Source organism: Thiopseudomonas acetoxidans (assembly GCF_030362935.1).
Lineage (GTDB): Bacteria > Pseudomonadota > Gammaproteobacteria > Pseudomonadales > Pseudomonadaceae > Thiopseudomonas > Thiopseudomonas acetoxidans.
On the sequence record NZ_JAUCDY010000015.1, the window covers coordinates 23,575 to 49,380 of the forward strand.

The 25,806-nt window shown below is 48.9% G+C and carries 23 protein-coding genes and 1 pseudogene; 13 read left to right on the forward strand and 11 right to left on the reverse strand.

Going from position 1 to position 25,806, the window contains the following annotated elements:
* Positions 1-17: 17 nt before the first annotated feature.
* The 8 genes and pseudogenes from fabI to gloB all read right to left on the reverse strand — a co-directional run bounded on the left by fabI (position 18) and on the right by gloB (position 10,649).
* Positions 18-812, reverse strand: coding sequence for an enoyl-ACP reductase FabI (fabI, locus tag QEZ41_RS10630; protein WP_289411529.1), 795 nt, complete (start codon positions 810-812; stop codon positions 18-20).
* A 19-nt stretch (positions 813-831) separates the two neighbouring features.
* A complete protein-coding gene (locus QEZ41_RS10635; RefSeq protein ID WP_289411530.1) occupies positions 832-2,463 on the reverse strand; it encodes an ABC transporter ATP-binding protein in 1,632 nt (543 codons plus the stop codon).
* Entirely contained in the window at positions 2,441-3,460 is a 1,020-nt protein-coding gene (locus QEZ41_RS10640) for an ABC transporter permease (RefSeq protein WP_289411532.1), read from the reverse strand. The genes QEZ41_RS10635 and QEZ41_RS10640 overlap by 23 nt, the downstream gene beginning before the upstream one ends.
* Complete coding sequence (locus QEZ41_RS10645; protein ID WP_289411533.1) at positions 3,460-4,545, reverse strand: microcin C ABC transporter permease YejB; 1,086 nt, start codon at positions 4,543-4,545, stop codon at positions 3,460-3,462. The genes QEZ41_RS10640 and QEZ41_RS10645 overlap by 1 nt, the downstream gene beginning before the upstream one ends.
* 3 nt (positions 4,546-4,548) lie before the next feature.
* A pseudogene (locus tag QEZ41_RS10650) lies at positions 4,549-6,296 on the reverse strand (extracellular solute-binding protein).
* Positions 6,296-8,131, reverse strand: coding sequence for an extracellular solute-binding protein (locus tag QEZ41_RS10655; protein WP_289411534.1), 1,836 nt, complete (start codon positions 8,129-8,131; stop codon positions 6,296-6,298). The pseudogene QEZ41_RS10650 and the gene QEZ41_RS10655 overlap by 1 nt, the downstream one beginning before the upstream one ends.
* Positions 8,132-8,172: 41 nt before the next feature.
* Entirely contained in the window at positions 8,173-9,699 is a 1,527-nt protein-coding gene (locus QEZ41_RS10660) for a LysM peptidoglycan-binding domain-containing protein (RefSeq protein ID WP_289411535.1), read from the reverse strand.
* Between the two features lie 170 nt (positions 9,700-9,869).
* Entirely contained in the window at positions 9,870-10,649 is a 780-nt protein-coding gene (gene gloB, locus QEZ41_RS10665) for a hydroxyacylglutathione hydrolase (RefSeq protein ID WP_289411536.1), read from the reverse strand.
* Positions 10,650-10,706: 57 nt separating this feature from the next.
* Between gloB and QEZ41_RS10670 the strand changes: the two genes are divergently transcribed.
* Genes QEZ41_RS10670 through dnaQ form a run of 3 tightly spaced genes read left to right on the forward strand, consistent with a single transcriptional unit; the run spans position 10,707 to position 12,608 of the window.
* Positions 10,707-11,471 (forward strand): class I SAM-dependent methyltransferase, encoded by a 765-nt coding sequence (locus tag QEZ41_RS10670; RefSeq protein WP_289411538.1) that lies wholly within the window; start codon positions 10,707-10,709, stop codon positions 11,469-11,471.
* The gene (gene rnhA / locus QEZ41_RS10675; RefSeq protein WP_289411539.1) at positions 11,464-11,913 is read left to right on the forward strand and encodes a ribonuclease HI; all 450 of its coding nucleotides are present in this window, start codon (positions 11,464-11,466) and stop codon (positions 11,911-11,913) included. The genes QEZ41_RS10670 and rnhA overlap by 8 nt, the downstream gene beginning before the upstream one ends.
* Positions 11,901-12,608, forward strand: coding sequence for a DNA polymerase III subunit epsilon (gene dnaQ / locus QEZ41_RS10680; RefSeq protein ID WP_289411540.1), 708 nt, complete (start codon positions 11,901-11,903; stop codon positions 12,606-12,608). Before rnhA ends, dnaQ begins: the two co-directional genes overlap by 13 nt.
* Before the next feature lie 63 nt (positions 12,609-12,671).
* Here the strand turns inward: dnaQ and nhaB are convergent, their stop codons facing one another.
* Positions 12,672-14,177, reverse strand: a complete 1,506-nt coding sequence (nhaB, locus tag QEZ41_RS10685; RefSeq protein ID WP_289411541.1) for a sodium/proton antiporter NhaB — start codon at positions 14,175-14,177, stop codon at positions 12,672-12,674.
* A gap of 280 nt (positions 14,178-14,457) precedes the next feature.
* Between nhaB and QEZ41_RS10690 the strand changes: the two genes are divergently transcribed.
* The 3 genes from QEZ41_RS10690 to nudC all read left to right on the forward strand — a co-directional run bounded on the left by QEZ41_RS10690 (position 14,458) and on the right by nudC (position 17,981).
* Positions 14,458-15,270 (forward strand): crotonase/enoyl-CoA hydratase family protein, encoded by an 813-nt coding sequence (locus QEZ41_RS10690; RefSeq protein ID WP_289411542.1) that lies wholly within the window; start codon positions 14,458-14,460, stop codon positions 15,268-15,270.
* Positions 15,271-15,477: 207 nt separating this feature from the next.
* Positions 15,478-17,136, forward strand: a complete 1,659-nt coding sequence (locus QEZ41_RS10695) for a FimL-related protein (protein WP_289411543.1) — start codon at positions 15,478-15,480, stop codon at positions 17,134-17,136.
* Entirely contained in the window at positions 17,133-17,981 is an 849-nt protein-coding gene (gene nudC / locus QEZ41_RS10700; protein ID WP_289411545.1) for an NAD(+) diphosphatase, read from the forward strand. The genes QEZ41_RS10695 and nudC overlap by 4 nt, the downstream gene beginning before the upstream one ends.
* On the opposite strand, the gene QEZ41_RS10705 is transcribed toward nudC, so the two are convergent.
* A complete protein-coding gene (locus QEZ41_RS10705; protein WP_289411546.1) occupies positions 17,949-18,734 on the reverse strand; it encodes a TSUP family transporter in 786 nt (261 codons plus the stop codon). The two genes, nudC and QEZ41_RS10705, sit on opposite strands and share 33 nt — an antisense overlap.
* Before the next feature lie 174 nt (positions 18,735-18,908).
* On the opposite strand from QEZ41_RS10705, the gene QEZ41_RS10710 reads away from it, so the two are divergent.
* From QEZ41_RS10710 to QEZ41_RS10725, 4 genes are all read left to right on the forward strand, one after another.
* Positions 18,909-19,559, forward strand: a complete 651-nt coding sequence (locus tag QEZ41_RS10710) for a hypothetical protein (protein ID WP_289411549.1) — start codon at positions 18,909-18,911, stop codon at positions 19,557-19,559.
* Positions 19,560-19,652: 93 nt separating this feature from the next.
* Positions 19,653-20,219, forward strand: coding sequence for a tellurite resistance methyltransferase TehB (tehB, locus tag QEZ41_RS10715; protein WP_289411551.1), 567 nt, complete (start codon positions 19,653-19,655; stop codon positions 20,217-20,219).
* A 188-nt stretch (positions 20,220-20,407) separates the two neighbouring features.
* Positions 20,408-21,154, forward strand: a complete 747-nt coding sequence (locus QEZ41_RS10720; protein ID WP_289411553.1) for a pseudouridine synthase — start codon at positions 20,408-20,410, stop codon at positions 21,152-21,154.
* A 274-nt stretch (positions 21,155-21,428) separates the two neighbouring features.
* Positions 21,429-21,716, forward strand: coding sequence for an AI-2E family transporter (locus QEZ41_RS10725; RefSeq protein WP_491737300.1), 288 nt, complete (start codon positions 21,429-21,431; stop codon positions 21,714-21,716).
* 153 nt (positions 21,717-21,869) lie between these two features.
* Here the strand turns inward: QEZ41_RS10725 and QEZ41_RS10730 are convergent, their stop codons facing one another.
* Positions 21,870-22,265 (reverse strand): PepSY domain-containing protein, encoded by a 396-nt coding sequence (locus tag QEZ41_RS10730; protein WP_289411556.1) that lies wholly within the window; start codon positions 22,263-22,265, stop codon positions 21,870-21,872.
* Positions 22,266-22,433: 168 nt separating this feature from the next.
* Here QEZ41_RS10730 and QEZ41_RS10735 point away from each other — a divergent pair, with 168 nt between their 5' ends.
* The 3 genes from QEZ41_RS10735 (at position 22,434) to QEZ41_RS10745 (ending at position 25,788) form a co-directional block, all read left to right on the forward strand.
* Positions 22,434-23,099 carry a response regulator gene (locus QEZ41_RS10735; protein ID WP_289411557.1) on the forward strand — a complete coding sequence of 222 codons (666 nt, stop codon included), beginning with the start codon at positions 22,434-22,436 and terminating at the stop codon, positions 23,097-23,099.
* Positions 23,089-24,426, forward strand: coding sequence for a sensor histidine kinase (locus tag QEZ41_RS10740; protein ID WP_289411558.1), 1,338 nt, complete (start codon positions 23,089-23,091; stop codon positions 24,424-24,426). The genes QEZ41_RS10735 and QEZ41_RS10740 overlap by 11 nt, the downstream gene beginning before the upstream one ends.
* Positions 24,427-24,501: 75 nt before the next feature.
* On the forward strand, positions 24,502-25,788 hold the full coding sequence (locus tag QEZ41_RS10745; RefSeq protein ID WP_289411560.1) for a ferredoxin reductase family protein: 1,287 nt from the start codon (positions 24,502-24,504) through the stop codon (positions 25,786-25,788).
* Positions 25,789-25,806 lie beyond the last annotated feature (18 nt).

A 25,806-nucleotide genomic window follows, 5' to 3' on the forward strand; every position in this document is an offset into this window, starting at 1 on the left:
TTATGAGTTAACTAAAACTACTCCTCGAGCGCACCCATCGCCGTGGTGTTGAAACCGCCGTCTACGTAGAGGATTTCACCGCTGATACCGGAGGCTAGATCTGAGCAGAGGAAAGTACCAGCATTACCGACCTCTTCAATAGTTACGTTACGACGCAGTGGCGTCTGAGCTTCGTTAGCGCTGAGCATTTTACGGAAGTTCTTAATGCCTGATGCCGCAAGGGTACGAATAGGGCCGGCTGAAACAGCATTGACGCGAATACCCTCAGGTCCAAGACTGCTGGCTAAATAGCGTACACTGGCCTCTAGGCTGGCTTTGGCAACGCCCATGACGTTGTAGTTAGGCATGGTGCGTACGGAGCCCAAATAGGTGAGCGTCAGCAAGCTACCGTTGCGGCCCTGCATCATCTCACGACCTGCTTTGGCTAGCGCGATAAAGCTGTAGGAACTAATGTCGTGGGCAATTTTAAAGCCTTCACGGGTGGTAGCAGATGTGAAGTCACCATCAAGCTGATCACTTGGAGCAAAGCCTACTGAGTGGACAATACAATCCAAGCCGTCCCATTTTTTGCTTAGTTCAGTAAAAACATTGGCAATGTCCTCGTCGTTTGCAACATCGCATGGGAAGCATAAATCAGCGTTGGAGCCCCATTGTTCGGCAAAACCTTCAACGCGACCTTTTAGTTTGTCGTTTTGGTAGGTGAAAGCTAACTCTGCGCCTTCACGGTGCATAGCTTCAGCAATACCCGAGGCGATAGACAGCTTGCTGGCTACTCCAACGATAAGAACGCGTTTACCTTTCATAAAACCCATAGTGTTTCCCCTGTGTAAATCAATTTGGCAATTCATTGCCTGTTTGTGACATAAAGGCTGCTGCTAACAACTGCCGTGTATAGTCATGTTGAGGTGCACGAAAAATCGTTTCGGCGTCACCCTGTTCAACGACCACGCCGCGATGCATCACAATCAACTTGTGGCTGATTGCTTTTACTACGGCTAAGTCATGGCTAATAAATAAGTAGCTTAGATTGTATTTGAGTTGTAGCTCTCGGAGCAAATCTACCACCTGACGCTGGACTGTTCGATCTAGGGCAGAAGTGGGCTCATCCAATAAAATAAGCTTAGGTTTAAGCACCAAAGCGCGCGCAATGGCAATGCGCTGTCGCTGTCCGCCAGAAAACTCATGGGGATAGCGATGTCTTGCTTCGGGGTCCAGTCCTACATCGGTAAGGGCGTTGATAATTATTTGCTCTTGTTCCGCTGCAGTGCCTATCTTGTGTATACGTAAACCTTCACCAATAATTTCTGAGACGCTCATTCTTGGACTCAGGCTACCAAAAGGGTCTTGAAAAACCACTTGAATTTCGCGCCTTAAAGGCCGCAGAGCGCTTTGATTCATTTTGTCCAGCGCATGACCGGCGAAACAAATGCTGCCTTGGCTGCTAATCAGGCGCAAAATAGCCAGCCCTAGGGTTGATTTGCCGGAGCCGCTTTCGCCAACGATACCTAGGGTTTGACCCTCTTTTAAATCAATATTGATACCGTTAACGGCCTTTACGTAATCGCGGGTGCGCTGCAATAGACCCTGTTTAATCGGAAACCAAACTTTTAAATCGTTAACGGTTAATAGGCTGTCACCGATGGCAGTGGCTGCAGGATGGCCACTGGGTTCGGCAGCCAGTAATTCTTGGGTGTAGGGGTGCTGTGGCTTCTCAAACAGCGTTTGGCAATCGTTGTATTCAACCGAGTAGCCATCTTTAAGCACGCAGACCTGATCCGCCGTGCGGCGCACCAGATTTAAATCATGGCTGATCAGTAAAATAGCCATGCCCATTTTATGTTGTAAATCTTTGAGCAGCTCTAACACAGCCTGTTGTACCGTTACATCCAGCGCTGTGGTGGGTTCATCTGCTATTAATAACTCGGGTTCATTAGCCAGCGCCATGGCGATCATCACACGTTGGCGTTGCCCGCCAGAGAGCTCATGTGGATAGGAGACCAGTCGCTTCTGCGGTTCGGGAATTTGTACCAACTCAAGCAGCTCAAGTGTACGGGCAGTAGCGGCTTTTTCATCCAAGCCTTTATGCACTAACAACACCTCATTGATTTGCTTTTCAATGCTGTGCAGGGGGTTAAGTGAGCTCATGGGCTCTTGGAAAATCATCGAGATTTTATTACCACGCAACGCACGCATTTGTTGCTCGCTGGCTTGCAGTAATTCTTGTGATTCATAGAGGATCTGTCCGTGGGGGTGCCGGGCAATCGACTGAGGTAGCAGGCGTAAAATTGCATGTGAGGTGACGGATTTGCCAGAGCCACTTTCACCGACCAATGCCAGAGTTTGGCCTGGATAGATATCAAAGCTGACTGACTTGACTGCATGGGTGATTTGCCCGGCAGTGTCAAAGTCAACAGCAAGGTCTTTCACGCTCAGCAGCGGCTTATTTCCTTGGGTCAAATGCATCGCGTGCCGCCTCACCAATAAAAACCAATAAACTTAGCATCAACGCCAATACCGCAAAGGCACTTATCCCTAACCATGGAGCTTGTAGATTGGCTTTGCCTTGCGCAACTAGCTCACCCAGTGAGGGAGAGCCCGGTGGTAAACCAAAGCCTAAAAAATCGAGGGCTGTTAGCGTGCCGATAGCGCCGGTGACAATAAACGGCAGGAAGGTCAGGGTGGATACCATGGCGTTGGGCAGAATATGGCGGAACATAATTTGACTGTCACGCATTCCTAACGCACGAGCGGCACGGGCATATTCAAGGTTGCGACCACGTAAAAACTCGGCACGCACTAAGTCCACTAAGCTCATCCAAGAAAACAATAGCATGATACCTAGTAGCCACCAAAAGTTAGGCTGAATAAAGCTGGCCATGATAATCAGTAAGTACAGCACCGGCAGTCCTGACCAGATTTCCAGAAACCGCTGACCGACCAAGTCAACCCAACCGCCATAAAAACCTTGCAGCGCGCCGGTGATAATGCCGATAACCGAGCTAATCAGGGTTAGCGTCAGCGCAAAGAGTATCGAAATGCGAAAGCCGTAAATCACGCGCGCCAACACATCGCGCCCCTGATCATCAGTACCCAGCCAGTTTTGTTTTGAGGGTGGAGCAGGAGCTGGTACTTGCAGATCGTAATTAATGCTTGAATAGCTAAAAGGAATGGGCGGCCACAGCATCCAACCGCCTTTTTCAGCAATCAAATCCTGAATGTAAGGGCTTTTATAGTTGGCTTGTAGCGGGAATTCCCCACCAAAGGTGGTTTCTGAATAACGTTTAACAATCGGGAAGTACCAGTTATTGTCGTAGCTCACCACTATGGGTTTATCGTTAGCAATGATTTCTGCACCTAGGCTTAGCGCAAACAGCACCAGAAAAATCCACAGTGAGTACCAACCGCGCTTGTGAGCTTTAAATTGCGCGAAACGGCGCTGATTAATCGGGGATAAGGCCATCAGTTCCCCCGGCTGCTAAAGTCAATGCGTGGGTCAACTAGGGTGTAGGTGATGTCGCCAATCAGTTTTACCACTAGCCCAAGCAGAGTAAACAAGAATAAGGTGCCGAATACTACGGGATAATCGCGGTTAATCGCCGCCTCGAAACTGAGCAAGCCTAAACCGTCGAGCGAGAAAATTACTTCAATCAGCAATGAGCCGGTAAAAAACATGCCGATAAAGGCTGCTGGAAAGCCGGCAATAATAATTAACATTGCATTGCGAAACACATGGCCGTACAGCACTTTGTTTTCGCTCAGGCCTTTGGCGCGCGCGGTGGTGACATATTGTTTGTTGATTTCATCTAAAAAACTGTTTTTAGTCAGTAAGGTCAGCGTCGCAAAGTTGCCAATCACCAAGGCTGTCACCGGCAAGGCCAAGTGCCAAAAATAGTCACCGATTTGCCCCAGCAAACTCAGTTCATCAAAATTATTGGAGGTCAGTCCGCGCAGCGGAAACCAAGATAAATAACTGCCGCCAGCAAATACCACGATTAATAAAATAGCGAACAGGAATGCAGGAATGGCGTAGCCCAAAATAATCGCCGAGCTGGTCCAAACATCAAAACTGCTGCCATGGCGTACCGCTTTGCGGATGCCAAGCGGGATCGACACCAAATACATCAGCAGCGTACTCCAGAAGCCTAGAGATACGGATACCGGCATTTTCTCGGCGATCAGGTCAATCACGCTGGTGTCACGAAAGAAGCTATTGCCAAAATCAAACTGGGCGTAATTTTTCAACATAATCCAAAAGCGCTCAACCGGTGGTTTGTCGAAACCGTACATACGCTCGATTTCGGCAATCAGTTCAGGGTCTAAGCCTTGTGCGCCACGGTAATGGCTGTTACTGCTGCTGGTTTCAGCACCGCCACCGGAAATACGCCCTGTGGCACCGCCGGTCGCGCTATCAAAGCCTTCTAGTTTAGCGATCATCTGCTCTACAGGGCCGCCGGGTGCTGCTTGGATAATAATAAAGTTAAGCAGCAAAATACCAAACAGGGTAGGGATAATCAGCAACAGACGTCTAATAATATAAGCAAACATGGGCTAATCGACCTGTTTGTCTAGTGGCTCGAGCCACCACGTCATTAAGCCATAATCATAAAGCGGTGCTATGTCAGGGCGCTGCAAATGTTTGCGATACGCGATACGCCAGCGGTCGATGTAATAGTTTGGAATTACATAGTGACCCCATAGCAAAACTCGGTCTAAAGCACGTGCGTGATTGATCAGCGCTTGACGGCTATCGGCATTGATAAGCCCCTCAACCAGCAGATCGATAGCGGGATCCTGTAGGCCAATAAAATTGCGGCTGCCAGGATTGTCGTAGCTGGCTGAATGCCAGTAGTCGATTTGCTCATTACCTGGTGAATTTGATTGCGACCAAATACTGGAAGTCATATCAAAATCCCGGCTGCGCAGGCGGTTAATGTATTGCGATACATCGGCACGCCGGATGGTCATTTCGATGCCAAGCTCAGCGAGATTGCGTTTGAATGGCAGCAATACGCGCTCAAGGTTGGTTTGTGCAATTAAAAACTCAAACGCCAGTGGCTGGCCGTCTGCGTTGACCATGCGATCATTTTCTATACGGTAACCGGCTTCTTGCAGCAACTTCCAAGCTTGGCGGCGCTGATTGTGAATATTGCCGGTGCCATCGGTGGTCGGCAGTTTAAACGTATCAGTAAATACCTGTTCAGGGATTTGACCGCGTAAGGGTTCTAAAATAGCTAGCTCGGCCTCGCTGGGTAGGCCTTGTGCAGCCAGTTCGGAGTTGGCAAAAAAGCTCTGAGTGCGCTGATAAGCGCTGTGAAAAATTTGCCGATTGGTCCACTCAAAATCAAACAGCAAGCCAATGGCTTGACGCACGCGAACATCTTGAAACATCGGGCGGCGCAGGTTGAAAGTATAAGCCTGCATGCCTACGGGATTATGGTTTTTGATTTCTTCCTGAATAATATCGCCCTTGCGCAAAGCGGGCGAGTTGTAGCCGGTGGCCCAATCTTTGGCGGAGTATTCAAGGTTAAAGTCAAACTGCCCAGCTTTAAAGGCTTCAAGGGCGACAGACATGTCAAGATAATAGTCCAGCTGGATGCGGTCAAAATTGTACAGTCCTTTGCTGACAGCTAAATCCTTAGCCCACCAGTCAGCCACGCGTGTGTAGATAATGGAGCGACCAGCAGTGAGGTTTTACTAAAATCACGCTCCTGCCACCAGTGCTTAGGTAATACCTTAATTTGGCCAATAATTAGCGGAAGTTCGCGGTTGTTGTTGTGTTTAAAGTCAAAGCGCACACTGCGCTCAGACTCCACCACGACCTGTTCCACATCGGCATAGTAATGACGATACAGCGGGTGCCCCTGAGTGGTGAGTAGCTCGAAGGTATAGGCTACGTCTTCGGCAGTAACCGGTTTTCCATCATGGAAACTTGCTTCGGGACGCAGATAAAAACGCACATAACTGTGGTCAGCGGCTTTTTCTATGCGTTCAGCCAACAAGCCGTATTCGGTAAAAGGCTCATCATCTGAATGAAAAGTCAGACTGTCATACACCAGGTTAATAAAATCTGCGGCATTGCCTTTTGGAATAAAAGGGTTGAGGCTGTCGAAACCGTTCAGTCCTGCCAAGCGTAGTGTGCCGCCTTTGGGTGCATCGGGGTTCACATAATCAAAGTGCTGGAAATCAGCTGGATATTTAGGCGGCTCGTCATAGAGCGTTAGCGCATGCTGAGCCTGTGCAAAAGCTGCCCAACAGCTAAGCAAGGTTGCAATAAGGAAAAGCTTAAATGCGCGCATTAAGGAGCCTCCGCTGGTTTATACCACCACGAACGAATGCCTAGAGTGTAGGGTGGGGTACGTACAAAATTAAATTTATTACGAAATGCAATACGATGATGACTAATGTACCAGTTCGGGATTATATAGTGCTGCCAAAGTAATACACGGTCTAACGCTTGCATGGCGGTAGTCAGTTCATGCTGGTTGGGTGCGCTGAGCACAGCATCGAGCAAATCATCCACTATTGGATTGTTAATCCCAGCATAGTTCTTGCTGCCTTTTAAATAAGCTTGGGAAGAGTGGAAGTAATACCACTGCTCTTGCCCTGGGATTAAGCTTTGTGACAGGACTAGCAGGGTTAAATCAAAATCAAAATTATCGATGCGCTGCTTGTACTGGGCTCGGTCAACGGTACGCATGCGTGCGTCGATACCAAAGTTTTGCAAGTTTTGTACATAGGCTTGAAAGATACGCTCAAGACTGGGGTTAACCAGTAAAATTTCCAGCTGCATTTTTTGCCCGTTTTTATTGCGCAGGCCCTGTGCCGTCAGCTTCCAGCCGGCTTTCTGTAATAGCTTGAGCGCTTTGCTGATGTTTTCTCTGGGCAAGCCACGGCCATCGGTGCGTGGAGCAAGAAAAGGCTGGCTGAATAACTCTTGCGGCAAGTGTTCGCGCCATTTGGCCAGTAATAACCACTCAGCGCCTTCGGGGATACCCTTGGCAGCATAGGGGCTGTTGGGGAAGTAACTCTCTGTACGCTGATAAGCCCCGTAAAACAATGCTTTATTGGCCCATTCAAAATCAAATAACAGTGATAAGGCTTCGCGCACCTGTGCATTATCAAAGGGTGGGCGGCGCGTATTGATAAAAATAGCTTGGGTGGGAATAGGCAGCTGATGAGGTACTTCGGCGCGGATAATGTCGCCGTTATCGATGCTAGGAAAACGGTAATTATTGGCCCAGTTTTTAGCTTGATGGTCGATGTATATGTCGAAATGACCGGCTTTAAAGGCTTCAAAGGCGACGTGACGGTCGCGATAAAACTCAACCTGCACTTGGTCAAAGTTGTATTTGCCACGATTGACGGGCAGGTTCTTACCCCACCAGTTTTTTACCCGCGTAAAGGTAAGGCTATGTCCGGGCTTCACCTGACTAATACGGTATGGACCGCTGCCAAGAGGGGGTTCAAGGCTGGTTTGTGCAAAGGTGCGGTTTTGCCAGTAATGTTTTGGTAAAACCGGCAAATCGCCCAAGTTTAATAATAATTGTGAGTTGTTGGCACGTTTGAAAATAAACCGTACTTTATGTTTACCTAGAATTTCTACGCGTTCAACTTCGCTTAAGTAGTTACGGTATTGTGGATGCCCGTGCTCCAACAAGCTGCGGTAGGAGAACTCCACATCAGCTGCAGTAATAGGTTGTCCATCATGGAAAGTTGCTTTTTTTCTAAGGTTAAATACCACCCAGCTCAAATCATCACTGTACTGAATGCTTTCAGCCACCAAGCCGTAGCTGCTGGCTGGCTCGTCGCCTGAGGGGTCGAACACGCCTTGTCCCACCATTAAGGGAGCATTGAGCTCGGATATGCCGTATTGATAGAAATCAGAGGTGTTAATTGGGCTGGTGCCCTTAAGAACATAAGGGTTTAAGCTGTCAAAACCGCCTAAAGCCATTATTTTAAGCGTACCACCCTTGGGCGCTTGTGGGTTAACCCAGTCGAAATGGGTAAAGCTGGGCGAGTATTTTAATTGCGAAAAGTGGGCGTAGCCATGGCTAAGGTTGACTGCAGAAAAGGCTGCAGGCATCTGCAAAGCCACAACAGCAGTCAAGAAATAAAACAACCATGCACGCATTAAGAATCAGCTCCTAGAGACAACAGTACTTACTGGACTGCTCACAGGTATAGCGCTAATTTTTGCCCTGGTTTCAACAGGTTGCTATTGAGCATGTTCCATTTTTTGAGTTGGGTTATAGATATGTTGTGACGCGAGGCGATGCTCGCTAGAGAGTCACCAGAGCGCACCGTATAAAAGGTTGCCGGTGATTGTAGCAACAGTGCTTGTCCGATGCGGATATTGTCGCCTTTAAGTGAGTTCCATTGTTTGATTTCTTTCACGCTCACTTTATGTTGCTCTGCAATGGTGGACAGCGTATCGCCTGCCTTTACCTTATAACGCTCTTTGCTGCCCGAGCTGACCGCTGCAACAGGACCTTTTGTAGTAGGTATCTTCAATACTTGTCCAATTTTAAGGTTGTTATTAGACAGTCGGTTGAGGTCGCGCAGCATGGTCACGCTGGTACTGTTTTTTTGGGCGATGCGCGACAGGGTGTCGCCAGAGCGCACCGTATAGGTGGGCCATTGATACAGTTCTGGCGCTTTGAGTGTGCTTAAACGCTGGTGTAATAAGTCAACATTCTGTGTTGGGACCAGCAAATAACCTGGTCCGCCTAGAGTGACTTTTTGTTTGAATGCTGGGTTAAGTTGATACAGCTGTTCATAGTCAATTTTTGCCATTTTGGCAATGCTTTTTAATTCCAGCTCATGCTTGAATTTTACTTTAGCAAAGAAAGGTTCGTTAGCAATGTCAGGCAGTTGCATGCTGTAAGTATCGGGCTCGGCAAAAATTTGTGCTAAAGCCAGCAGTTTGGGCACGTAAGCGAGTGTTTGCGGAGGCAGTTTTAAGCTCCAATAATCGGTAGCTAAACCCTGGGCGCGGTTGCGTTTTATGGCATTCATTACCGTGCCTTCACCAGCGTTATAAGCAGCCAAGGTCAACAGCCAGTCACCGTCAAACATGTTGTTGAGATATTTGAGGTAGGCAATAGCAGCTTTGGTGGAGCGGGTAATGTCGCGGCGAGCGTCGTACCAATGGGTTTGCTCTAGCTTAAAGTTACGCCCCGTGGCCGGCATAAACTGCCATAAACCTGAGGCACGCTGAGAAGACAGGGCTAGTGGGTTGTAGGCGCTTTCGATAGCGGGTAAAAGAGCCAGCTCTAGCGGCATGGCGTTTTCTTCGAGCTGCTCAACAATGTAGTGAATATAAGGGTTGCTGCGTTCTGCAATGATTTCTAAAGAGCGCGTACGCTTGCCAAACCATTGGCGTTCTTTCTCTATGCGCGGGTGCTCGTTGACCAGGTCAACTAACTGGTAGCCTTGGCGAATACGTGACCATATATCCTGCATCTCTAGGATTTGTGCTTGGCTGTATTCAGGCTCTGGTAGGTGCAGTATTTCTTTGCTTACCGCATGTTTTTTCTGAGTTCTATGTTTGTAATGTACTGTTTTAGCTGATGCGCTGGTAGGCGCAAATGCCTGTTCGGTGTTGTTGCCGAGTGATTGACAGCCACTAAGTACTGCGGCGCACAGGACAAGACTACCAACAACAGGCAGGCGAGCCACAGAAAAAGAAAGCTTAAACATAGGCATAATACTGTGAGGGTTCATTTTGAAAGATGCAGCGGATTGTATGAACTGCTGATTACTGGGTCAAGCACAGCATTGTATCCGAGCGGCTAGAAAGGCAAAGCCAGTGCCTAGATATTACTTGGCTCACAGTTTGGTCCAATACTTTACAGCACAGGTTTTAGGCGCTAAAAAGTATCTTTCCAAGCACGCAAAGCGGCAAAAATGCTGGCGGGGTCACCTTGCGGCAAAGGTTGCTGATGTTGACTTACCTGCTGGATTAGCTCCGTGCTGGTGCACCTTAAGAAAGGGTTGGTCTGTTTTTCTAGCGCAATAGTGCTAGGTAGAGTGATCATATCTTGCTCGCGCAGTGAAATTACCTTTTGTAAGCGCTGTTGGATAAGCACATTGGTAGGCTCGACCGTTGCAGCAAATTTCAGATTGCTGAGCGTGTATTCATGGGCGCAGTGCACCAGGGTGGCGTCAGGCAGTTGGGCTAGGCGTTGTAATGAGTCATACATTTGCGCCGCGGTACCTTCAAATATTCGTCCGCATCCAGCAGCAAATAGTGTGTCACCACTGAGTACAAAGGGCTGCTCAGCGGCGCAGTAGTAAGCAATATGCCCTTTGGTATGCCCCGGTACGAGTAGAGTGTTAAATTCAGAGCCAAGCAGCTCTAGTGTCTGGTTGTCATGTACTGGTAAATCTAAGTAGGGGATGTTTTCCAGAGCAGGCCCTATCACTCTTGGCTGGCTGTGTTGCTTTAATGCGCTAATGCCACCAGTATGATCCCTGTGGTGGTGGGTGATTACAATGTCGGTTAAGCGCCATTGTGGATTTTCAGCCAGCCACTTCAGTACAGGCTCAGCATCGCCGGGATCAACAACTGCGCAGTGGAATTTTTGAGGGTTTTGAATAAGCCAAATATAGTTATCGTTAAAGGCTTTAAGTGGTGTTAGATTGAGCATAAAGTGAGGTCTTTTAAGTGCAGAATTGGAAAGTTGTAATAGCCCAAAGGTACACTGATGTTGTTAATTAGCAAGCCTTTACTCTCTAAACCAAAGGTCAATATGTTGCAACTTCGCCAGTGGTTTGCCACGGCGAATGGGCAGCGTTTGCTCGGCTGTGAGCGTCACATGGTGCAACAACAGTTTGCTCGGTGTTTTGGCAGTTACGCCTTGTTTTATAATGCGCTCGATGACGCTCCTTATGTGTCTCACATTCGTCATCAGATAAAAATAGGCCATGCTGGGCTTTCGCCGGATGCGCACTGTACAGAGCGTCACTGGCCTATCCAGCCGGGCTCGATTGATATTGTTGTACTGCAACACAGTTTAGAGTTTGCTCGTTCTGCACATGATGTGTTGCGCGAAGCGGCGCAAGCCGTCCGACCCGGTGGACATATTCTTATTACCGGTGTCAGCCCTTATAGCACTTTTGCCTTAGGGCATTGGTTGAGTAAAAGCCCTTGGCGGCAGAGTCATTGCTTGTCAGCGCGGCGGGTGTCGGAATGGCTGGCGGTGTTGGGTTTTCATATAGAAGAGTGCCAGTTTTCCGGCTATCGACCCTTACGTTTTTTACGTGACGCTGATAGCACAAGCTTTATTGAACGGTTTATGCATAAAAAACAGTGGCCTGTGGGCAATTGTTATATGCTTGTCGCCCGTAAAATGATGCAAGGCAGTTCTTTACAGCCAAAGCGCAAAGCCACTTTCGAGAAATTAATGCCGTTACCAGCTGCTTCAGCCAGTCGTAGCGGCACGTTGGAAAAAAACAAGCATAATGACTGATGTAGTTGAAATTTATACCGATGGTGCCTGCAAGGGTAATCCAGGTCCTGGAGGTTGGGGAGCTTTGCTTCGCTACCAAGGCAACGAACGTGAAATATTTGGCGGCGAACCAGCCACTACTAACAACCGCATGGAGCTGATGGCGGTTATTCAAGCGCTCACAGCTCTCAAACGTTCATGCCAGGTCGAACTGACCACCGACTCTAAATATGTAATGCAGGGCGTGCAGCAGTGGCTAGAAAATTGGAAAGCACGTGGCTGGAAAACGGCTAGCAAACAACCTGTAAAAAACCAAGATTTGTGGCAGTTGCTTGATGAGCAAGTGCAGCGGCATCAAGTTCAATGGCGGTGGGTTGCAGGGCATACGGGGCATCCAGGCAATGAGCGTGCTGATGAGCTAGCCAATAAAGGGGTTGAGGAGGTGTTAGGATGCGGTACGTAGTGCTCGATACTGAAACCACAGGTATGCCGGTTACTGATGGTCACCGAATTATCGAAATTGGCTGCGTGGAAGTGATAGAGCGCAAGCTCACTGGGCGACATTATCATGTGTATTTGCAGCCGGATCGCGACATCGATGAAGGTGCCATTGCAGTGCACGGCATCACCGCTGACTTTCTTAAAGATAAGCAGCGTTTTAAAGATATAGCTGATGAGTTTTTTGAATTTATTGCAGGGGCGGAGCTTGTCATTCATAACGCTCCCTTTGATATTGGCTTTATTAATAATGAATTTGCACTGGCTGGGCAAAAAGATAGGGCGGATATAACCCAGCATTGCACGGTACTCGATACGCTGGTGATGGCACGCGAACGCCACCCTGGGCAAAGAAACACGCTGGATGCTTTATGTGGTCGCTACTATGTAGATAACTCGGGACGTGAGTTGCACGGCGCTTTGCTCGATGCTGAAATTTTGGCTGATGTGTATCTAGCTATGACAGGCGGACAAAGAAATTTGTCTTTGGCCGGTGATGGTGAAGTGAACGCAACAGGAGAGCAGGTAAGCGCCATACGACGTTTAGCCTCGGCCAGAGGCATGACGCCTGTACTGCAAGCCAGTGAACGAGAGCTAAGCGCGCATCAGGAGTTTTTGCAGCGCATCGCTAAAGCCAGTGGCAAGGAAATAAACTGGTAACGGTCTGACATGCTATGCAATAAAAAACGCAGCCAAGGCTGCGTTTTTGCGTAGTGCGGCGGATTAAACCCAGTGCGTAATGCCCCACCAACCCAGCAAGCTCATCACAATGGCATAAGGCAGGGCCATATAGGCCATGCGACCATAGGAAAGGCGTACCAGCGGTGCAATGGCCGAGGTAAGTAAAAACAAGAAAGCTGCCTGACCGTTGGGTGTCGCAACACTTGGCAGGTTAGTACCGGTGTTAATGGCAATAGCAAGCAAATCAAAATGCTCGCGAGTAATTTTGCCCGCCTCAAAGGCTTTGTTAACTTCGCCGATGTAAATGGTGGCGACAAAAACGTTATCACTAATGGCAGACAGCAAGCCGTTGGCAATAAACAGCATTGAGGGCTGCTGGTCGGTAGGCATGCTGAGTACGGCTTGAATAACGGGATCAAACAAGCTTTGTTCCTGAATCACGGCAACCACGGCAAAAAACACAACCAATAGCGCAGTAAAGGGCATGGCATCTTGGAAAGCGCGACCAATCTGCCCTTCATCGGTAATACCGTTAAGAGAAGTGATCAGAACAATCACCAGCAGACCAATCAAGCCTACCTCGGCCACATGAAAAGCCAAACCTAGAATTAAAACAATCCCAGCAATGGCTTGAATAATTAGAGATGCTGTTTGTGAGCTGGTGCGACGTTCACGCTCCTCGACTGCATAGTCCGCTAGAACTAGACGTACAGGACGTGGCAAGCGTGCACCATAGCCAAACCAGTGTGTTTTTTCCAACAACAAGCAAGTCAGTAGACCCGCACCTAAAACCGGCAGAGTTACCGGAGCCATACGCCAGAAAAACTCACCAAAGTTCCAACCCGCGACTTTGCCGATTAAAAGGTTTTGTGGCTCACCAACTATAGTGCACACACCGCCCAGTGCAGTACCTACAGCAGCGTGCATTAGTAAACTACGCAAGAAAGCACGGAACTCTTCTAGATGCTCGCGGTGCAGCTCAATCACTTCGCCGTCGGAGTTGTAATTGCTTTCTTGGTCTCGTGGGCTTTTACCTGAGGCGACGCGGTGGAACACCGAGTAAAAGCCGACCGCCACAGTAATGATCACCGCCGTGACCGTGAGCGCATCAAGGAAGGCCGACAGAAAGGCCGACAGACCGCAAAAAAGTAGGCTTAATAAAGACTTGGACTTTACGCGCAGCAGCAGCTGTGAAAACAGCGTTAGCAGCAAGTCCTGCATAAAATAAATACCGGCTACCATGAACATAAGTAGCAGTAACACAGGGAAGTTATGCACCAGCTCAAGGTAAAGTGAGTCAGGCGTGGCTAGCCCCATAACAATGGCTTCGATTACCAGAATGCCACCGGGTTGTAATGGATAGCACTTTAGCGCCATTGCAAGGGTGAAAATAAACTCGGCAACCAGTAACCAGCTAGCGATAGCCGGTCCGAAGCTGATTAAAACTAACGGGTTAATAATGAGGAAAAAAAGTATTGTTTGTTTGTACCATGCCGGCGATTGACCGAGAAAATTTCGCCCGAAGGCCATCGCAAAAGACTTAGACATTAAAGGTTTCCTCAAAAATAAGTTAACTGGTACGCTTAACTAATTAGGCTTAAACGAGCAATCTAAGCTGTCGGGTTTTGAATAGCATTGATCGCGAATAAGCCCTACAAAATATAACAAAGGCATGCTGCGGCTAGGTTTTAGGCGGCTTGTTATGCGCGCAACTCACGCAGCAGATAGGTTGCATACGACGTATTTAATATATATTTAAGACATGCTGCTTTGGTAAAATATTGTAACATATTAAAGCTTGGCTGCGACAAAAGGGGCTAACGAACGAATGGAAAACTACAAAGCTTTTTTAGTGGAGCTGAAGGACGGTGTTGCTCATGTACAAATTAATCGTCCAGAAAAGCTTAACGCCATGGCTGCCGAGTTTTGGCAGGAGGTCGGTGAGATTTTTGCTTGGGTAGACAGCACCCCACAAGTGCGTGTGGTTGTGTTGTCAGGTGCGGGCCAACATTTTTCCGCAGGAATTGATTTGAACTATTTGGCGAGTGTGGCGAGCAAACTGGGTAAGGATGTGGGGCGTAATGCGTTGATTTTGCGCCAACAGATTAAAGAGCTGCAGACGGCTTTAAACGCAGTAGATAAATGCAGTAAGCCTGTTATAGCCGCCATACAGGGCTATTGCTTAGGCGGTGCCATTGATCTGATTAGCGCCTGTGATATGCGTTATGCCAGCGCAGATGCGCAGTTTTCGATTAAAGAAGTGGATGTGGGTATGGCGGCTGATGTGGGAACGTTACAGCGTTTGCCGCACATTATCGGCGATGGCGTGCTGCGTGAGCTGGCCTATACTGGGCGTATCTTCGATGCTCAAGAAGCAGAGAAAATTGGCTTAGTGAATCGCTGTTATGCCGATCACAGCAGCATGTTGGGTGAGGTTTTTGCTCTGGCAGCACAGATTGCCAGCAAATCTCCTTTAGCCGTGCAAGGTACCAAAGAAATGCTGCGTTATGCCCGTGATCACAGTGTTGAAGACGGTTTGAATTATATCGCCACTTGGAATGCGGCGATGCTGCAGTCGGAAGATTTGCGTATTGCGATAGCAGCGCAAATGAGTAAAACAGCGCCTAAATTTGCTGACTAATCGTGAAGCTTGTAGGCAGGTGAGCTTGCATTTAAGGTTGTAAATTTAGAGTGTTAAGCAACGCATAGTCTGAGAACTGAGTCCGCTCAATGACTTACAGACTTGCTAGTATTGGCAGTTATATGAACTCTAGGTTAACTAGAGCGGTGTAAATGTAGCGGATTGGCTACAGATATTTTGGCGTTGTACAAAGACAGGATGCTAGGCATGGTAACTGGAGCAACATCACTGAGTATGGTTCGCACTGAGTTGTTTGCCACGATGGCGGATACTCAACAGTGTCTTGAACAGTTTTTGGAAGAGCGTGATAGCGGCGTTCTTTTGCAGCAAGCGGTAACCAATTTACAGCAAATCAAAGGTATTTTATCGGTAATTGAACTGACGGGTGCTGAACTGTTGGCTCAAGAGATGCAAACCTTAGCCATGGATATTCCCGCCGGTGCTGATCAAGACCGTAATGAGCAGCTCACTGCGATTAATAACGCATTGCATGTGCTGCGCCGGTACTTGGAACAACTGGAAGCTAACTGGATTGAGATGCCAGAGCTTATGCTTCCCGCTATTAATAAATTACGTTGTGCCAGCGGACAACCTAAGCTACCAGAAAGCTTCTTTTTTTCCGCCAAGCTTAATTTTCAACATCCTGAACCTAGCGCCCAAGTGGTAGTCGAGGACTGGCAGCAATTAGCACGACGTTTGCGCCAGATGTATCAAGTAGGTTTGCTGTCGGTTCTTAAGGAAGAAAGAGTCGCAGCCAGTTATGAGCTAATGAAGCGCGCCCTGCATCGTTTAGACGGCATTAAGCATTGTGAACAAAATAACTTCTTCTGGGTGGCCGCAGCAGCGTTTGAGTCTATGCATGATGGCAAGTTGCTGCTAAAGCAAAGCCGCAAGCAGCTGTTCTCCCGTATTGACCGTGAAATCAAATTACATCTTGCCAATGGTGGGCATACCTCCCCAAGAGGTCTGCTTAAAGATTTGTTGTACCTGATTGCCTTAGCCGACTCAAAAGGTCCCCTATCCACGCAGGTGCGCACTGCCGCAAGCCTGCCCAGCTTACCCTTTACGGATCATATGTTGGCTGATGAGTACCAGCGTTTATCTGGGCCGGGCACGAACGTATTGCGCTCTTTGTCAGTGGCGATTCAAGAAGAGTTAAGCAGCGTAAAAGATGCGGTTGATTTAATCGAGCGCGGCACAGCATCGTTTGAGCAGTTCAGTGTTTTGCATGTGACCGTAGCTAAGTTGGAAAAAATCCTTGCCATGGTTGGTCTATCGACCGCCAGTAATGCGCTTAAAAATCATCTGGACAAAGTAATCCACTGGCAAGCCCCAGAGGATGTGCAGGTCGAAGAACTGTATAAGCTGGCTGATACGGTAATTTATATTGAAGGGCTGGTGCTAGGTTTAGAGCATGGTCAAAACGTGCAAGTTGCTGAGGAGTCTGAAGCGGAAGTGTTTGCCAGACATCAGCTTATGGAGGCACGCATCGTTGTAACTGAAGAGGCCAAAGCCGGTTTAAGCCTAACTAAGCGCGCCATAACGGCATATTTTGAGTCCTCAGGTGATAGCGCACATTTAGAAAACATACCTGTTGTTTTGACGAATGTGCGCGGTGGGTTGCAGTTTATTGATGAAGAGCGCGCTGCTCACTTAGTGAATGCCTGCATTGATTACATTCAAAACCATATGATCAATGCTATGGATATGCCGATCGAGCAAGCGCTCGAAAGCCTAGCCGATGCACTAACCAGCTTGGAATACTATTTGGAGGGCGGGTCTTTGCTGAATAGAAAAGAAGAACGCGATGTTTTAGATTTGGCACAAGAAAGTATCCAAGCACTAGGTGTACAAGTTCAGCAATGAGCCACTATCAACACTGGCGCTCCGCAATGCCGCCACTAGACTTACCTGATGGTTTGGCAGTAGCCCATTACAAGCAGGGCTTCGTGCATGACCGAACCACGCAAGCGGTGATTTTTTCTCGTACAGAGCTTAAGCACATTTTCGCAGACCGCATTTTGGACGAGCAAGCCATCGGTTATTGGCATGATAAGCCGGTGTACTTGCTAGAGCTTGATAACGAAGAACTACCAGACAGTAAGTTTGATTGGATTACTGTCCGCCATTTTATGCTGCAGGGCGAAACAGCACTGGTTAAACTGTTAGGGTTTGCCAGCCAAGTTGGAACCTGGGCACGCGAGCATCGTTATTGCGGCAGTTGTGGTCGGTCTATGCAAAGCTCGCTGGCACATCGTATGCGTTACTGCAAACCCTGTGGTGTGCAGAGCTATCCGCGTCTTGCGCCGTGCATGATTGTGTTAGTCAGTCGCGGCGATGAGATTTTGCTGGCGCGTGCGCCTCGCTTTGTACCGGGTATGTATAGCACCTTGGCGGGCTTTGCCGAGCCGGGCGAAACGATAGAGGAATGTGTACACAGGGAAGTCATGGAGGAAACCAGTCTTAAAATACACCAGCTAAAATACATCACCAGCCAAAACTGGCCGTTCCCTCATTCCATGATGTTTGGCTTTCACGCTGAGTATTTAAGTGGCGAAATCGTTCCAGAGTTAGATGAAATCGAAGATGCGCAGTGGTTTAACATCCATCAGCTGCCGCAACTGCCGATGTCGGGCTCAATTGCACGTTATCTGATAGAGCTGCACTTGTATCAGCGTTTAGGCGGCAGTGAACCAGTGTTGCCAAACTAGTCGCACAGTTAAAGCTAGCACCATAATAATAAAGATGGGTCGTATCAGTTTATGTCCACCGCCGATAGCGACCCGCGCGCCGATGGCAGCACCGGTCATCAAGGCAATGCCCATCGTAATACCCAGCAGCCAAGCGACCTGCTCGGCAATAATAAACACCGTTAATGCCATAGCGTTGCTGATAAAATTCATAGTCCGCGCCACCCCAGTGGTGCGTAGCAAATCCAATGGATATAGCAGCAAGGTGCTGACCGTCCAAAAGGCTCCAGTGCCAGGCCCAGCAATACCGTCATAAAAGCCCAGGCTTAATCCCTGCGGCCATTGACGTTTGCGTCCGATACGGCTGTTTTCTGGGTCTTGTTGCAACGGAGTCTTATAAAACAGCATATAAATGCCACACAAAAATACCACCACAGGCAGCATTTGATTCAGCCAGTGTGCCGGCAAATTTTGTGCTAAAAAAGCTCCAGCAGCAGCACCTATCGCCGTGGCAAATAGTGCAGAGCGCCACATTCGCGGGTAAAAAAGTTTGCGGCGGTAAAACGCATAGCTTGCCGTGGCTGATCCAAAGGTGGCGCATAGCTTGTTAGTCCCTAGCACCAAGTGTGGCGGCAACCCAGCCGTAAGTAAGGCAGGTATCGTCAATAAGCCACCACCGCCAGCGATAGCGTCAATAAAGCCTGCAGTAAACGCAACAGCAATTAACAATAGAAACATATTGAAGCTGAGTGATAACTCGGGAATAAACGACATAAATAAGCCTAGGTTGTGCTGGGGTGTACAGTAGAATAGTTGGTAGTAGGGTGCTTAATTGCACATAATATTTGTTAAGATTATCAGCCTTTAACTAATGAGCTTTGTGGGCAGCTTACTCGGCTGCAATATCAGTATCAGTTACTAAAAACTTTCTATTGAGGGATTACATTGATGCAATTTATTGGGCTCGCAGTGTTTGTCACTGTAATTGCAGTACTGGTATTGACGCTAGGTGTACGTATTTTATTACGAGGCAACTGGTTTCTGGCTTGGTTTAGAGGCAGTCTTGGCATAGTCATCGTACTTGTTGCAGCATTGGGCGCTGCTGTTGCTTATGATCTTAGCACCTATCAGCAAAATTTACCTTCAGAAACGCTCGTGCGTATCAGCATTAGCAAAAGCGTAGACAAGCGCTTTGAACTCAGCGTAACCCGCCAGGCACGCACGGAAAGCTATGTTGTTGAAGGTGATTTATGGCGCTTGGATGTGCGAGAGCTGGGTTGGCAAGGCTTGGCTGAGGCTATAGGTCTGCAGCCGGGTTATCGGCTCGATAGAGTCAAAACTATTTTTAGCGATAATACACGGCAGCCCATCGCGCGTTATGCGCAAGCTAAGCTTGAGCAAAGCTGGTTTGATATTGACCTGTGGTTATGGGCTTATCAAAACCGTAAAACGGTAGCTTTGCTGGCACCTAAATCGATTAAAAGCAACTATTACCCACTGCTTGATGGTGCATCTTTCGAGGCTCGCTTGACAGAAAAGGGCATTGTTGTACTAGCCACAAACGATGTGGCTGAACGTGCGGTTAGAACAAAAAAATAAACCCCTGCTTTAAAAAGCCTTGTTTGTCATCATGTAATTGCGCCACCAAACGGGCTATAAGTAGAGCTTTATTTTTTAACCTAAGTGATTGCCATGATTCTTGACCTCAATAGCCGTTACGGCTTGAACCCTGCGCACAGTGAAGTGGTGGATGCCTGCAAAATTATTCAGCCCTGTACAGCCTTAGATATGGGCTGCTCTAATGGACGTAACGCCCTGTATTTGAGCCAGCAAGGCTTTGACGTCACCGCTGTAGATAACAATCCTAACGCCATTGATATGCTGCAGCAGATTGTCAACCAAGAAGGGTTAACCAACCTTAAAGCGCAGGTGTATGACCTTAATACTGCCGCGCTGACAGACAATTACGGCTTTATTGCCTGCACCGTCACGCTGATGTTTCTTGACCCGGAGCGTGTTGAGGCGGTAATCGCTGATATGCAGGCGCACACCTTGCCCGGCGGCTATAACCTGATTGTCTGCGCCATGAGCACTACAGGCAGTCCATCACCGGTGCGCTTTGCTTACACGTGCCAAGCAGGGCAGTTGCCAGAGACTTACGCTGGTTGGGAATTGATTAAATACAACGAAGACGTCGGGACGATGCACAGTGGTGCGCAATTACAGTTTGCGACTCTGTTGGCGCGTAAACCTGAGTAATAGTTACGGGCTGATGACTGCAGCTTTAGCGTTTTCAGTGTTGCTATCTTGAGTAGCACTCCTTAACCTGTGCCGCTTTACGACCTGTGTTGGGCGTTTTGCAGAGGGCTACTCATGACGGTAAACAGTAAGGGGCAGCCGTGTGTTGTGCGGGTATCAATTAGAGCTGTCCGGCGAGTCACCCCGCTATGACGCGCACGGATAACCCGCTGGTTGAGCTCTATCGCGATGACTGGTTGTTGGCGGTGCACAAGCCGGCCGGCTTGCTGGTGCATCGCAGCCCCATCGACCGTCACGCCACCGAGTTTGCCTTGCAATACGCACGGCAGCTTAACGGTGGTCGCCATGTGTTTCCCTGTCATCGACTCGATCGTCCTACGTCCGGCGTGTTGCTGTTTGCCCGCGATCCTGACACAGCCGGCGCCGTAGGGCAGGCGATGATGATGGGGCAGGTGCAGCGCACCTATAGAGCGTTGGTACGAGGCTGGCCGGCAGAGCAGGGCATCATCGAGCATCCACTACGCGAACGCGCGGTTGACCGTCGGCTCAAGGATGAGGCGTTGCCCGTGCGTGAAGCCGTGACTCATTTCAAACGCCTCGCTTGCGTAGAAATTCCAGTGCAGGTGGAAGGCTATCCACACAGCCGTTATAGCCTGTTGGAGCTGTATCCGCAGACGGGTCGTAAGCACCAACTGCGCCGGCACATGCAGCATATTAGCCATCCGATTATTGGCGATACCAATTACGGCCGTACCAAGCACAATCAATACTTTGCCCAGCGTTTTGGCAGCAGTCGCCTGATGTTAGCGGCAACCGAGTTGAGCTTAACGCATCCCGTTACAGGGCAGCAGCTGAGTATCACGTCTAAGCCTGACGCGAGTTTTATGCAAGTGTTGTCGATTTTTACGCAGCAGCCAGACCAACTAAGATTATGAGTTGTCGAGGTGGCTGAATTGCTAAGAAGCGTTTAATCGCGCATAAGATGCGCTCCCACGGGAGGGTGGCGTGGTTGACCGGTAGCGCACCCTTGCGCGATTGGGGTTTCCCGGTGGCACTTGCGACTATAAACGAAGTGAGCAGGCATGCTTAAGCTGATACTATCTCTGTAGTTTTTAGCTGCATAGCAGCCCCCGTATATTTTTATGAAAAAAATCGACTAATAAAAATAATATTTTAAAAACGCTGTTGATAGTTGCAGCATTATTTGTTGTGTTGGCGGGGCTAAAGGTGGCGGCTAATATTTTAGTTCCGTTTTTGCTGTCATCGTTTATAGCTATCATCTGTTACCCATTAGTAAAAAAAGTAGAAAGTTTTAAGGTACCCAAGCCTTTGGCCATTGTAGGTGTGGTGCTGGTTGTCGTTACAGTGGCAGTATTCATGGTGAGCTTGGTGGGTAAGTCACTGCTGGAACTGTCGCAAATGCTACCCATATATTTAGAAGCGTTACGCGGTGAAATTAACTGGGTGGTCGATAAGCGGCTAGTGGTTATTCGTTAACATATGGGCAGTTTGCTGGGAAGGCCATTGGCTCCTTAGAGCAGATTTTCTGACTTCGCTAGTAGAGTGACCTCCCGCCTCTTTGCTGATCTTGAAGAGTATCCGGAAGCTCAAAAGTGTCAATGGCCGTCTAGCAGTGGGAATCCCCCGTCGTTATTCAATGCTTACTCTAGGTTTGGCTCTTGAGTTATCTTTAAGCGGGATTTGCTCTGGGTTTGCTGGTTTGTTGTAGCGCTGTATTTTGTGACGGTAGTCGTCATTAACACTGGCGTTTGCTCTGTTTATTTTGATTTCAATTTCCATCAAGTTTAGAGAGGCTGGGGTGAACTCGGCTTTGACGCGATGATCATCGGCATCCCGTCCTTTAACCTTGTAGCAACCGTCATCCACTTTGATGCTCTGCACTGTCCAACCTTGTTCTTCTAGCTGCTGGCGCAGAACGTCCTGCGGTTGCCACTGGTCAACTGGGTCTTTGCAATCATCGCCAGCCAAGGCGCTGCCGCTTATCAGTAGTAATGACAGGCTAATAACAGTAGATTTGATATTCATGGTGAGTCTCCTATTGGGTTAGTGTCAGTCACTGTATGACGCGCGCCTGACATTATCCTGAATGTGCGGATAAATAATCGGCTGAGAAACAAGGTTCATATCGTTCAGGCGGTTGTCAGGTATGGGCGGTAGCCTCTTGTGCAGATGAGTAGAGTAAGGGGGAGCCATATGCGTGTACTCATAGTTGAAGATACAGTGGGTTTGGGCGAGGCCGTGCGCGATCAAATCAGTGATGATGGCCACGCAGTGGATTGGGTGCAGAGTCTTGCTTTTGCCGAAGCCAGCGTAAAATCCACTACTTATAATCTAATTCTACTCGACCTAATGTTGCCGGATGGTCAGGGTTTGGTTTTTTTGAAAAAATTGCGTGCAGCAGGTGATGTAACGCCTGTGATCATTCTGACGGCTATGGATCAAGTATCTGATCGGATTGCAGGGCTGAATGCCGGTGCTGACGACTATCTGGTTAAGCCTTTTGATTTATCGGAGTTGTCGGCGCGCGTCTCGGCGGTGGCGCGTCGTTATCGCGGTAATCCCAATCCAGTGTTGCAGATTGGTGAGCTAGAAGTGGATCTTGGTGATCACCGCGTCAGTCGTAACGGTCAACAGATCGAGCTTACTGCGCGCGAGTGGGCTTTGTTGGAAGGATTTTTACAGCGTCCTAGCATGTTGCTGTCGCGGGCTCAGTTGGAGGATCGGCTGTATCAATTTGGTGCAGAAATTGAGAGCAATACCATCGAGGTATATATCAGTCGTCTGCGTAAAAAGTTGGGGCGCGATGTGATTGTGACCGTTAGAGGCATGGGTTACCGGTTGGGGGCATATGAGCACTAAAGTCAGCCTGCAGAGAACACTTGGCCTCTCCCTGACGATCGGCATTATTGTGCTGTGGCTACTAGGCGTTGCAGCCGCGGGATTGGTTGCCCGCTATAAAATGAATGACGTGTTCGACAGCGCGCTAGAAGAAACCGCGCAGCGTATTTTGCCGCTGGCGGTGACTGAGATATTGAATCGAGAAAATGACACGGGCCCGCAGCGGGCTCCCATGCTGAAAGCGCATGACGAGTACCTGACGTACTTAGTACGCAAGCCATCCGGTGAGATTTTATTGCAATCTCACGACGTTGAGCCTGAGCTGTTTAGCCCTCTGCCTCGTGAGGGTTTTTCGGACACGGCAACACATCGCTTTTATGGCGCATCTGCAGTCAGCGGCACGATTTATATTGAAGTGGCCGAGCCATTGGCGCACAGGCGTGCAGCTGTGCTAGAGACGAGCCTGGCATTATTAATCCCATTATTGCTTTTGATACCGGTTAGTTTACTGGGTGTTTGGTGGCTGATAAGGCGTTCGTTACGCAGGGTTGTGATGCTGCAGCAGTCGATTGAGGCGCGAGGCGGTGGGGATTTGTCTTCGGTATATGTTGCGCGGCTGCCACAAGAATTTGAGCCTGTGGTTAACGCGGTTAACCACTTATTGGAGCGTTTGCGCCGCACGCTTGAGGCGGAGCGCAGTTTTACCGCCAATAGTGCCCATGAGCTACGCACACCACTGGCGAGCGCCTTGGCAAAACTGCAGCGCTTGCAGGCGAAAACCCAGGATGAGCAGGTTAGGGTGCAAGCCGAAGAAATTGAGGGTTCACTGCGTACGTTGGCCAGACTGTCAGAGAAACTCTTGGAGCTGGCCAAAGCTGAGGGTGGTAGCGCGCTAGCAGAAAACGACACGGATCTAGTACCTATACTGCGAATGATCGTCAGTGATTATCAGCATAAAGCCTCAGGCCACTTGAAGTTAGACGTACCAGACACCCCTGTTATGTCGTTACTCGATTCTGATGCGTTTGCCATTTTGATCCGCAATTTAATTGACAATGCCTTGAAGCATGGCGCCCGTCAGCAGCCTATCACAATCAGCTTGACCGATAAGGGGGTGTTACGGGTGGTGAATGCGGGTGAGGTTGTCCCGCCAGAGAAGCTTGCCTTAGTGCGGCGTCGGTTTGTGCGTTCAGACACTAAAAGCTTAGGCTCTGGCATTGGTCTGGCGATTGTGGATGCGATTGCCAGCGGTGCAGGCATTGAGCTGAGTCTGCGCTCCCCCGCTTCTGGGCAGCGTGATGGCTTTGAGGCTGAGCTTAATATTGTTGTGACGCGCACAGACAGCTAGCTCCTTGGCGGGCGGTTAAGGATGCAGTCAGGTTCAATCGGCAGACTGTAAACAAGCCCAACAGGAGTTTGTTTTATGTCTAGTTTACGTACCCATATCATGCTTTTAATGCTTGTGACGCTTCAGCTTAGCGTGTTAAGTCTAAGCCTTAGTTATGAGCAGCTGCTAACAACCAGCGGCTACCTTGCCATTAATTTTATGTCCATCACTATGCTGTTGGCCGCTCGCCCGCGTTGGTTGGAAGCACCATTAGGCGGTTTGGATAAAATGTATCAGTTACATAAGTGGACTGGTATTTTTGCGGTTATAGCAGCACTGGCGCATTGGCTGATTGAAATGGCCGATGATGCGCTTGAGGCTCTGTTGGGTAAGGATAAAAGCTTGCATGAAGCCAAGTTCTCGGGTTGGCTGGACAGTCTGCAGGATGGTGCGGAGGACTTGGGCGAGCCGGGGCTGTATCTGCTGTTATTTCTAGTGGTGCTTACGCTAAGCCGCTGGGTGCCTTATGTGTTTTGGCGTTATCTGCACCGAGCGATGCCGCTGATTTATCTGGCGTTGGTCTCCCATGCCTTATTGCTGGCGCCGTTAAAATGGTGGCAGGAACCCACAGGCTGGTTAATGGCGCTGTTGATGGCGGGCGGTGTTATCGCCAGCCTGCAATCGCTAACGGGTAAAATTGGTAAAAGCCGCAGTTACAAAGGAGTGGTGCAGGCCGTTAAGCAGATGCCAGCCAATATTACCGAAGTGATTTGTGATATGGGTAAACGCTGGCCTGGGCATCGCGCCGGACAATTTGCTTTGGTGACCTTTGACCGTCTGGAAGGCGCACATCCGTTTACTGTATCCAGTGCTGATAATGGCAGCGGTGAACTAAGCTTTCAAATTAAAGCGCTTGGCGATTACACCAGTCAACTAGCGCAGCGACTGCACAGTGGTCAGGCCGTAACTTTAGAAGGACCTTATGGCCGCTTTAATCCCAATCACGGCAGAAAAACCGCTCAACAAATTTGGGTCGCAGGTGGTATTGGCATTACTCCATTTTTGGCAGCGCTGGAAAACCGTTTAATCCATAGCGAACAAGCCTTTCCAGCCGTCACTTTGTATTACTGCACGGCAGCGGCTAAAGATGACCCCATGCTAGAGCGATTGCAGCAACTCACGCAACAACTAGCTAATGTAATGTTGCATCTATACGACAGCGGGCAAGGGCAGCGCTTGAGTGTGCAGCAGCTGCAACTCCAAGAGGCTAAAGTGGATGTCTGGTTTTGCGGACCTCAAGGTTTAGCAACAGCACTGCGAAATGGGCTTAAGCAAAAACCTATATCTTTACGCTTTCACCAAGAGTGCTTTGAGTTTCGCTAAATCCAGTGAGCGAGTGCT

Coding starts and splice junctions, on each gene's coding strand:
- tehB (WP_289411551.1), top strand. CDS start 19,653: ATGATTCTTGACCTCAATAGCCGTTACGGCTTGAACCCTGCGCACAGT.
- dnaQ (WP_289411540.1), top strand. CDS start 11,901: ATGCGGTACGTAGTGCTCGATACTGAAACCACAGGTATGCCGGTTACT.
- QEZ41_RS10695 (WP_289411543.1), top strand. CDS start 15,478: ATGGTAACTGGAGCAACATCACTGAGTATGGTTCGCACTGAGTTGTTT.
- QEZ41_RS10710 (WP_289411549.1), top strand. CDS start 18,909: ATGCAATTTATTGGGCTCGCAGTGTTTGTCACTGTAATTGCAGTACTG.
- QEZ41_RS10705 (WP_289411546.1), bottom strand. CDS start 18,734: ATGTCGTTTATTCCCGAGTTATCACTCAGCTTCAATATGTTTCTATTG.
- gloB (WP_289411536.1), bottom strand. CDS start 10,649: ATGCTCAATCTAACACCACTTAAAGCCTTTAACGATAACTATATTTGG.
- QEZ41_RS10720 (WP_289411553.1), top strand. CDS start 20,408: ATGACGCGCACGGATAACCCGCTGGTTGAGCTCTATCGCGATGACTGG.
- QEZ41_RS10735 (WP_289411557.1), top strand. CDS start 22,434: ATGCGTGTACTCATAGTTGAAGATACAGTGGGTTTGGGCGAGGCCGTG.
- QEZ41_RS10640 (WP_289411532.1), bottom strand. CDS start 3,460: ATGGCCTTATCCCCGATTAATCAGCGCCGTTTCGCGCAATTTAAAGCT.
- QEZ41_RS10670 (WP_289411538.1), top strand. CDS start 10,707: ATGTTGTTAATTAGCAAGCCTTTACTCTCTAAACCAAAGGTCAATATG.
- QEZ41_RS10635 (WP_289411530.1), bottom strand. CDS start 2,463: ATGCATTTGACCCAAGGAAATAAGCCGCTGCTGAGCGTGAAAGACCTT.
- QEZ41_RS10730 (WP_289411556.1), bottom strand. CDS start 22,265: ATGAATATCAAATCTACTGTTATTAGCCTGTCATTACTACTGATAAGC.
- QEZ41_RS10660 (WP_289411535.1), bottom strand. CDS start 9,699: ATGTTTAAGCTTTCTTTTTCTGTGGCTCGCCTGCCTGTTGTTGGTAGT.
- QEZ41_RS10655 (WP_289411534.1), bottom strand. CDS start 8,131: ATGCGTGCATGGTTGTTTTATTTCTTGACTGCTGTTGTGGCTTTGCAG.
- QEZ41_RS10645 (WP_289411533.1), bottom strand. CDS start 4,545: ATGTTTGCTTATATTATTAGACGTCTGTTGCTGATTATCCCTACCCTG.
- nudC (WP_289411545.1), top strand. CDS start 17,133: ATGAGCCACTATCAACACTGGCGCTCCGCAATGCCGCCACTAGACTTA.
- rnhA (WP_289411539.1), top strand. CDS start 11,464: ATGACTGATGTAGTTGAAATTTATACCGATGGTGCCTGCAAGGGTAAT.
- fabI (WP_289411529.1), bottom strand. CDS start 812: ATGGGTTTTATGAAAGGTAAACGCGTTCTTATCGTTGGAGTAGCCAGC.
- QEZ41_RS10690 (WP_289411542.1), top strand. CDS start 14,458: ATGGAAAACTACAAAGCTTTTTTAGTGGAGCTGAAGGACGGTGTTGCT.
- QEZ41_RS10740 (WP_289411558.1), top strand. CDS start 23,089: ATGAGCACTAAAGTCAGCCTGCAGAGAACACTTGGCCTCTCCCTGACG.
- QEZ41_RS10745 (WP_289411560.1), top strand. CDS start 24,502: ATGTCTAGTTTACGTACCCATATCATGCTTTTAATGCTTGTGACGCTT.
- nhaB (WP_289411541.1), bottom strand. CDS start 14,177: ATGTCTAAGTCTTTTGCGATGGCCTTCGGGCGAAATTTTCTCGGTCAA.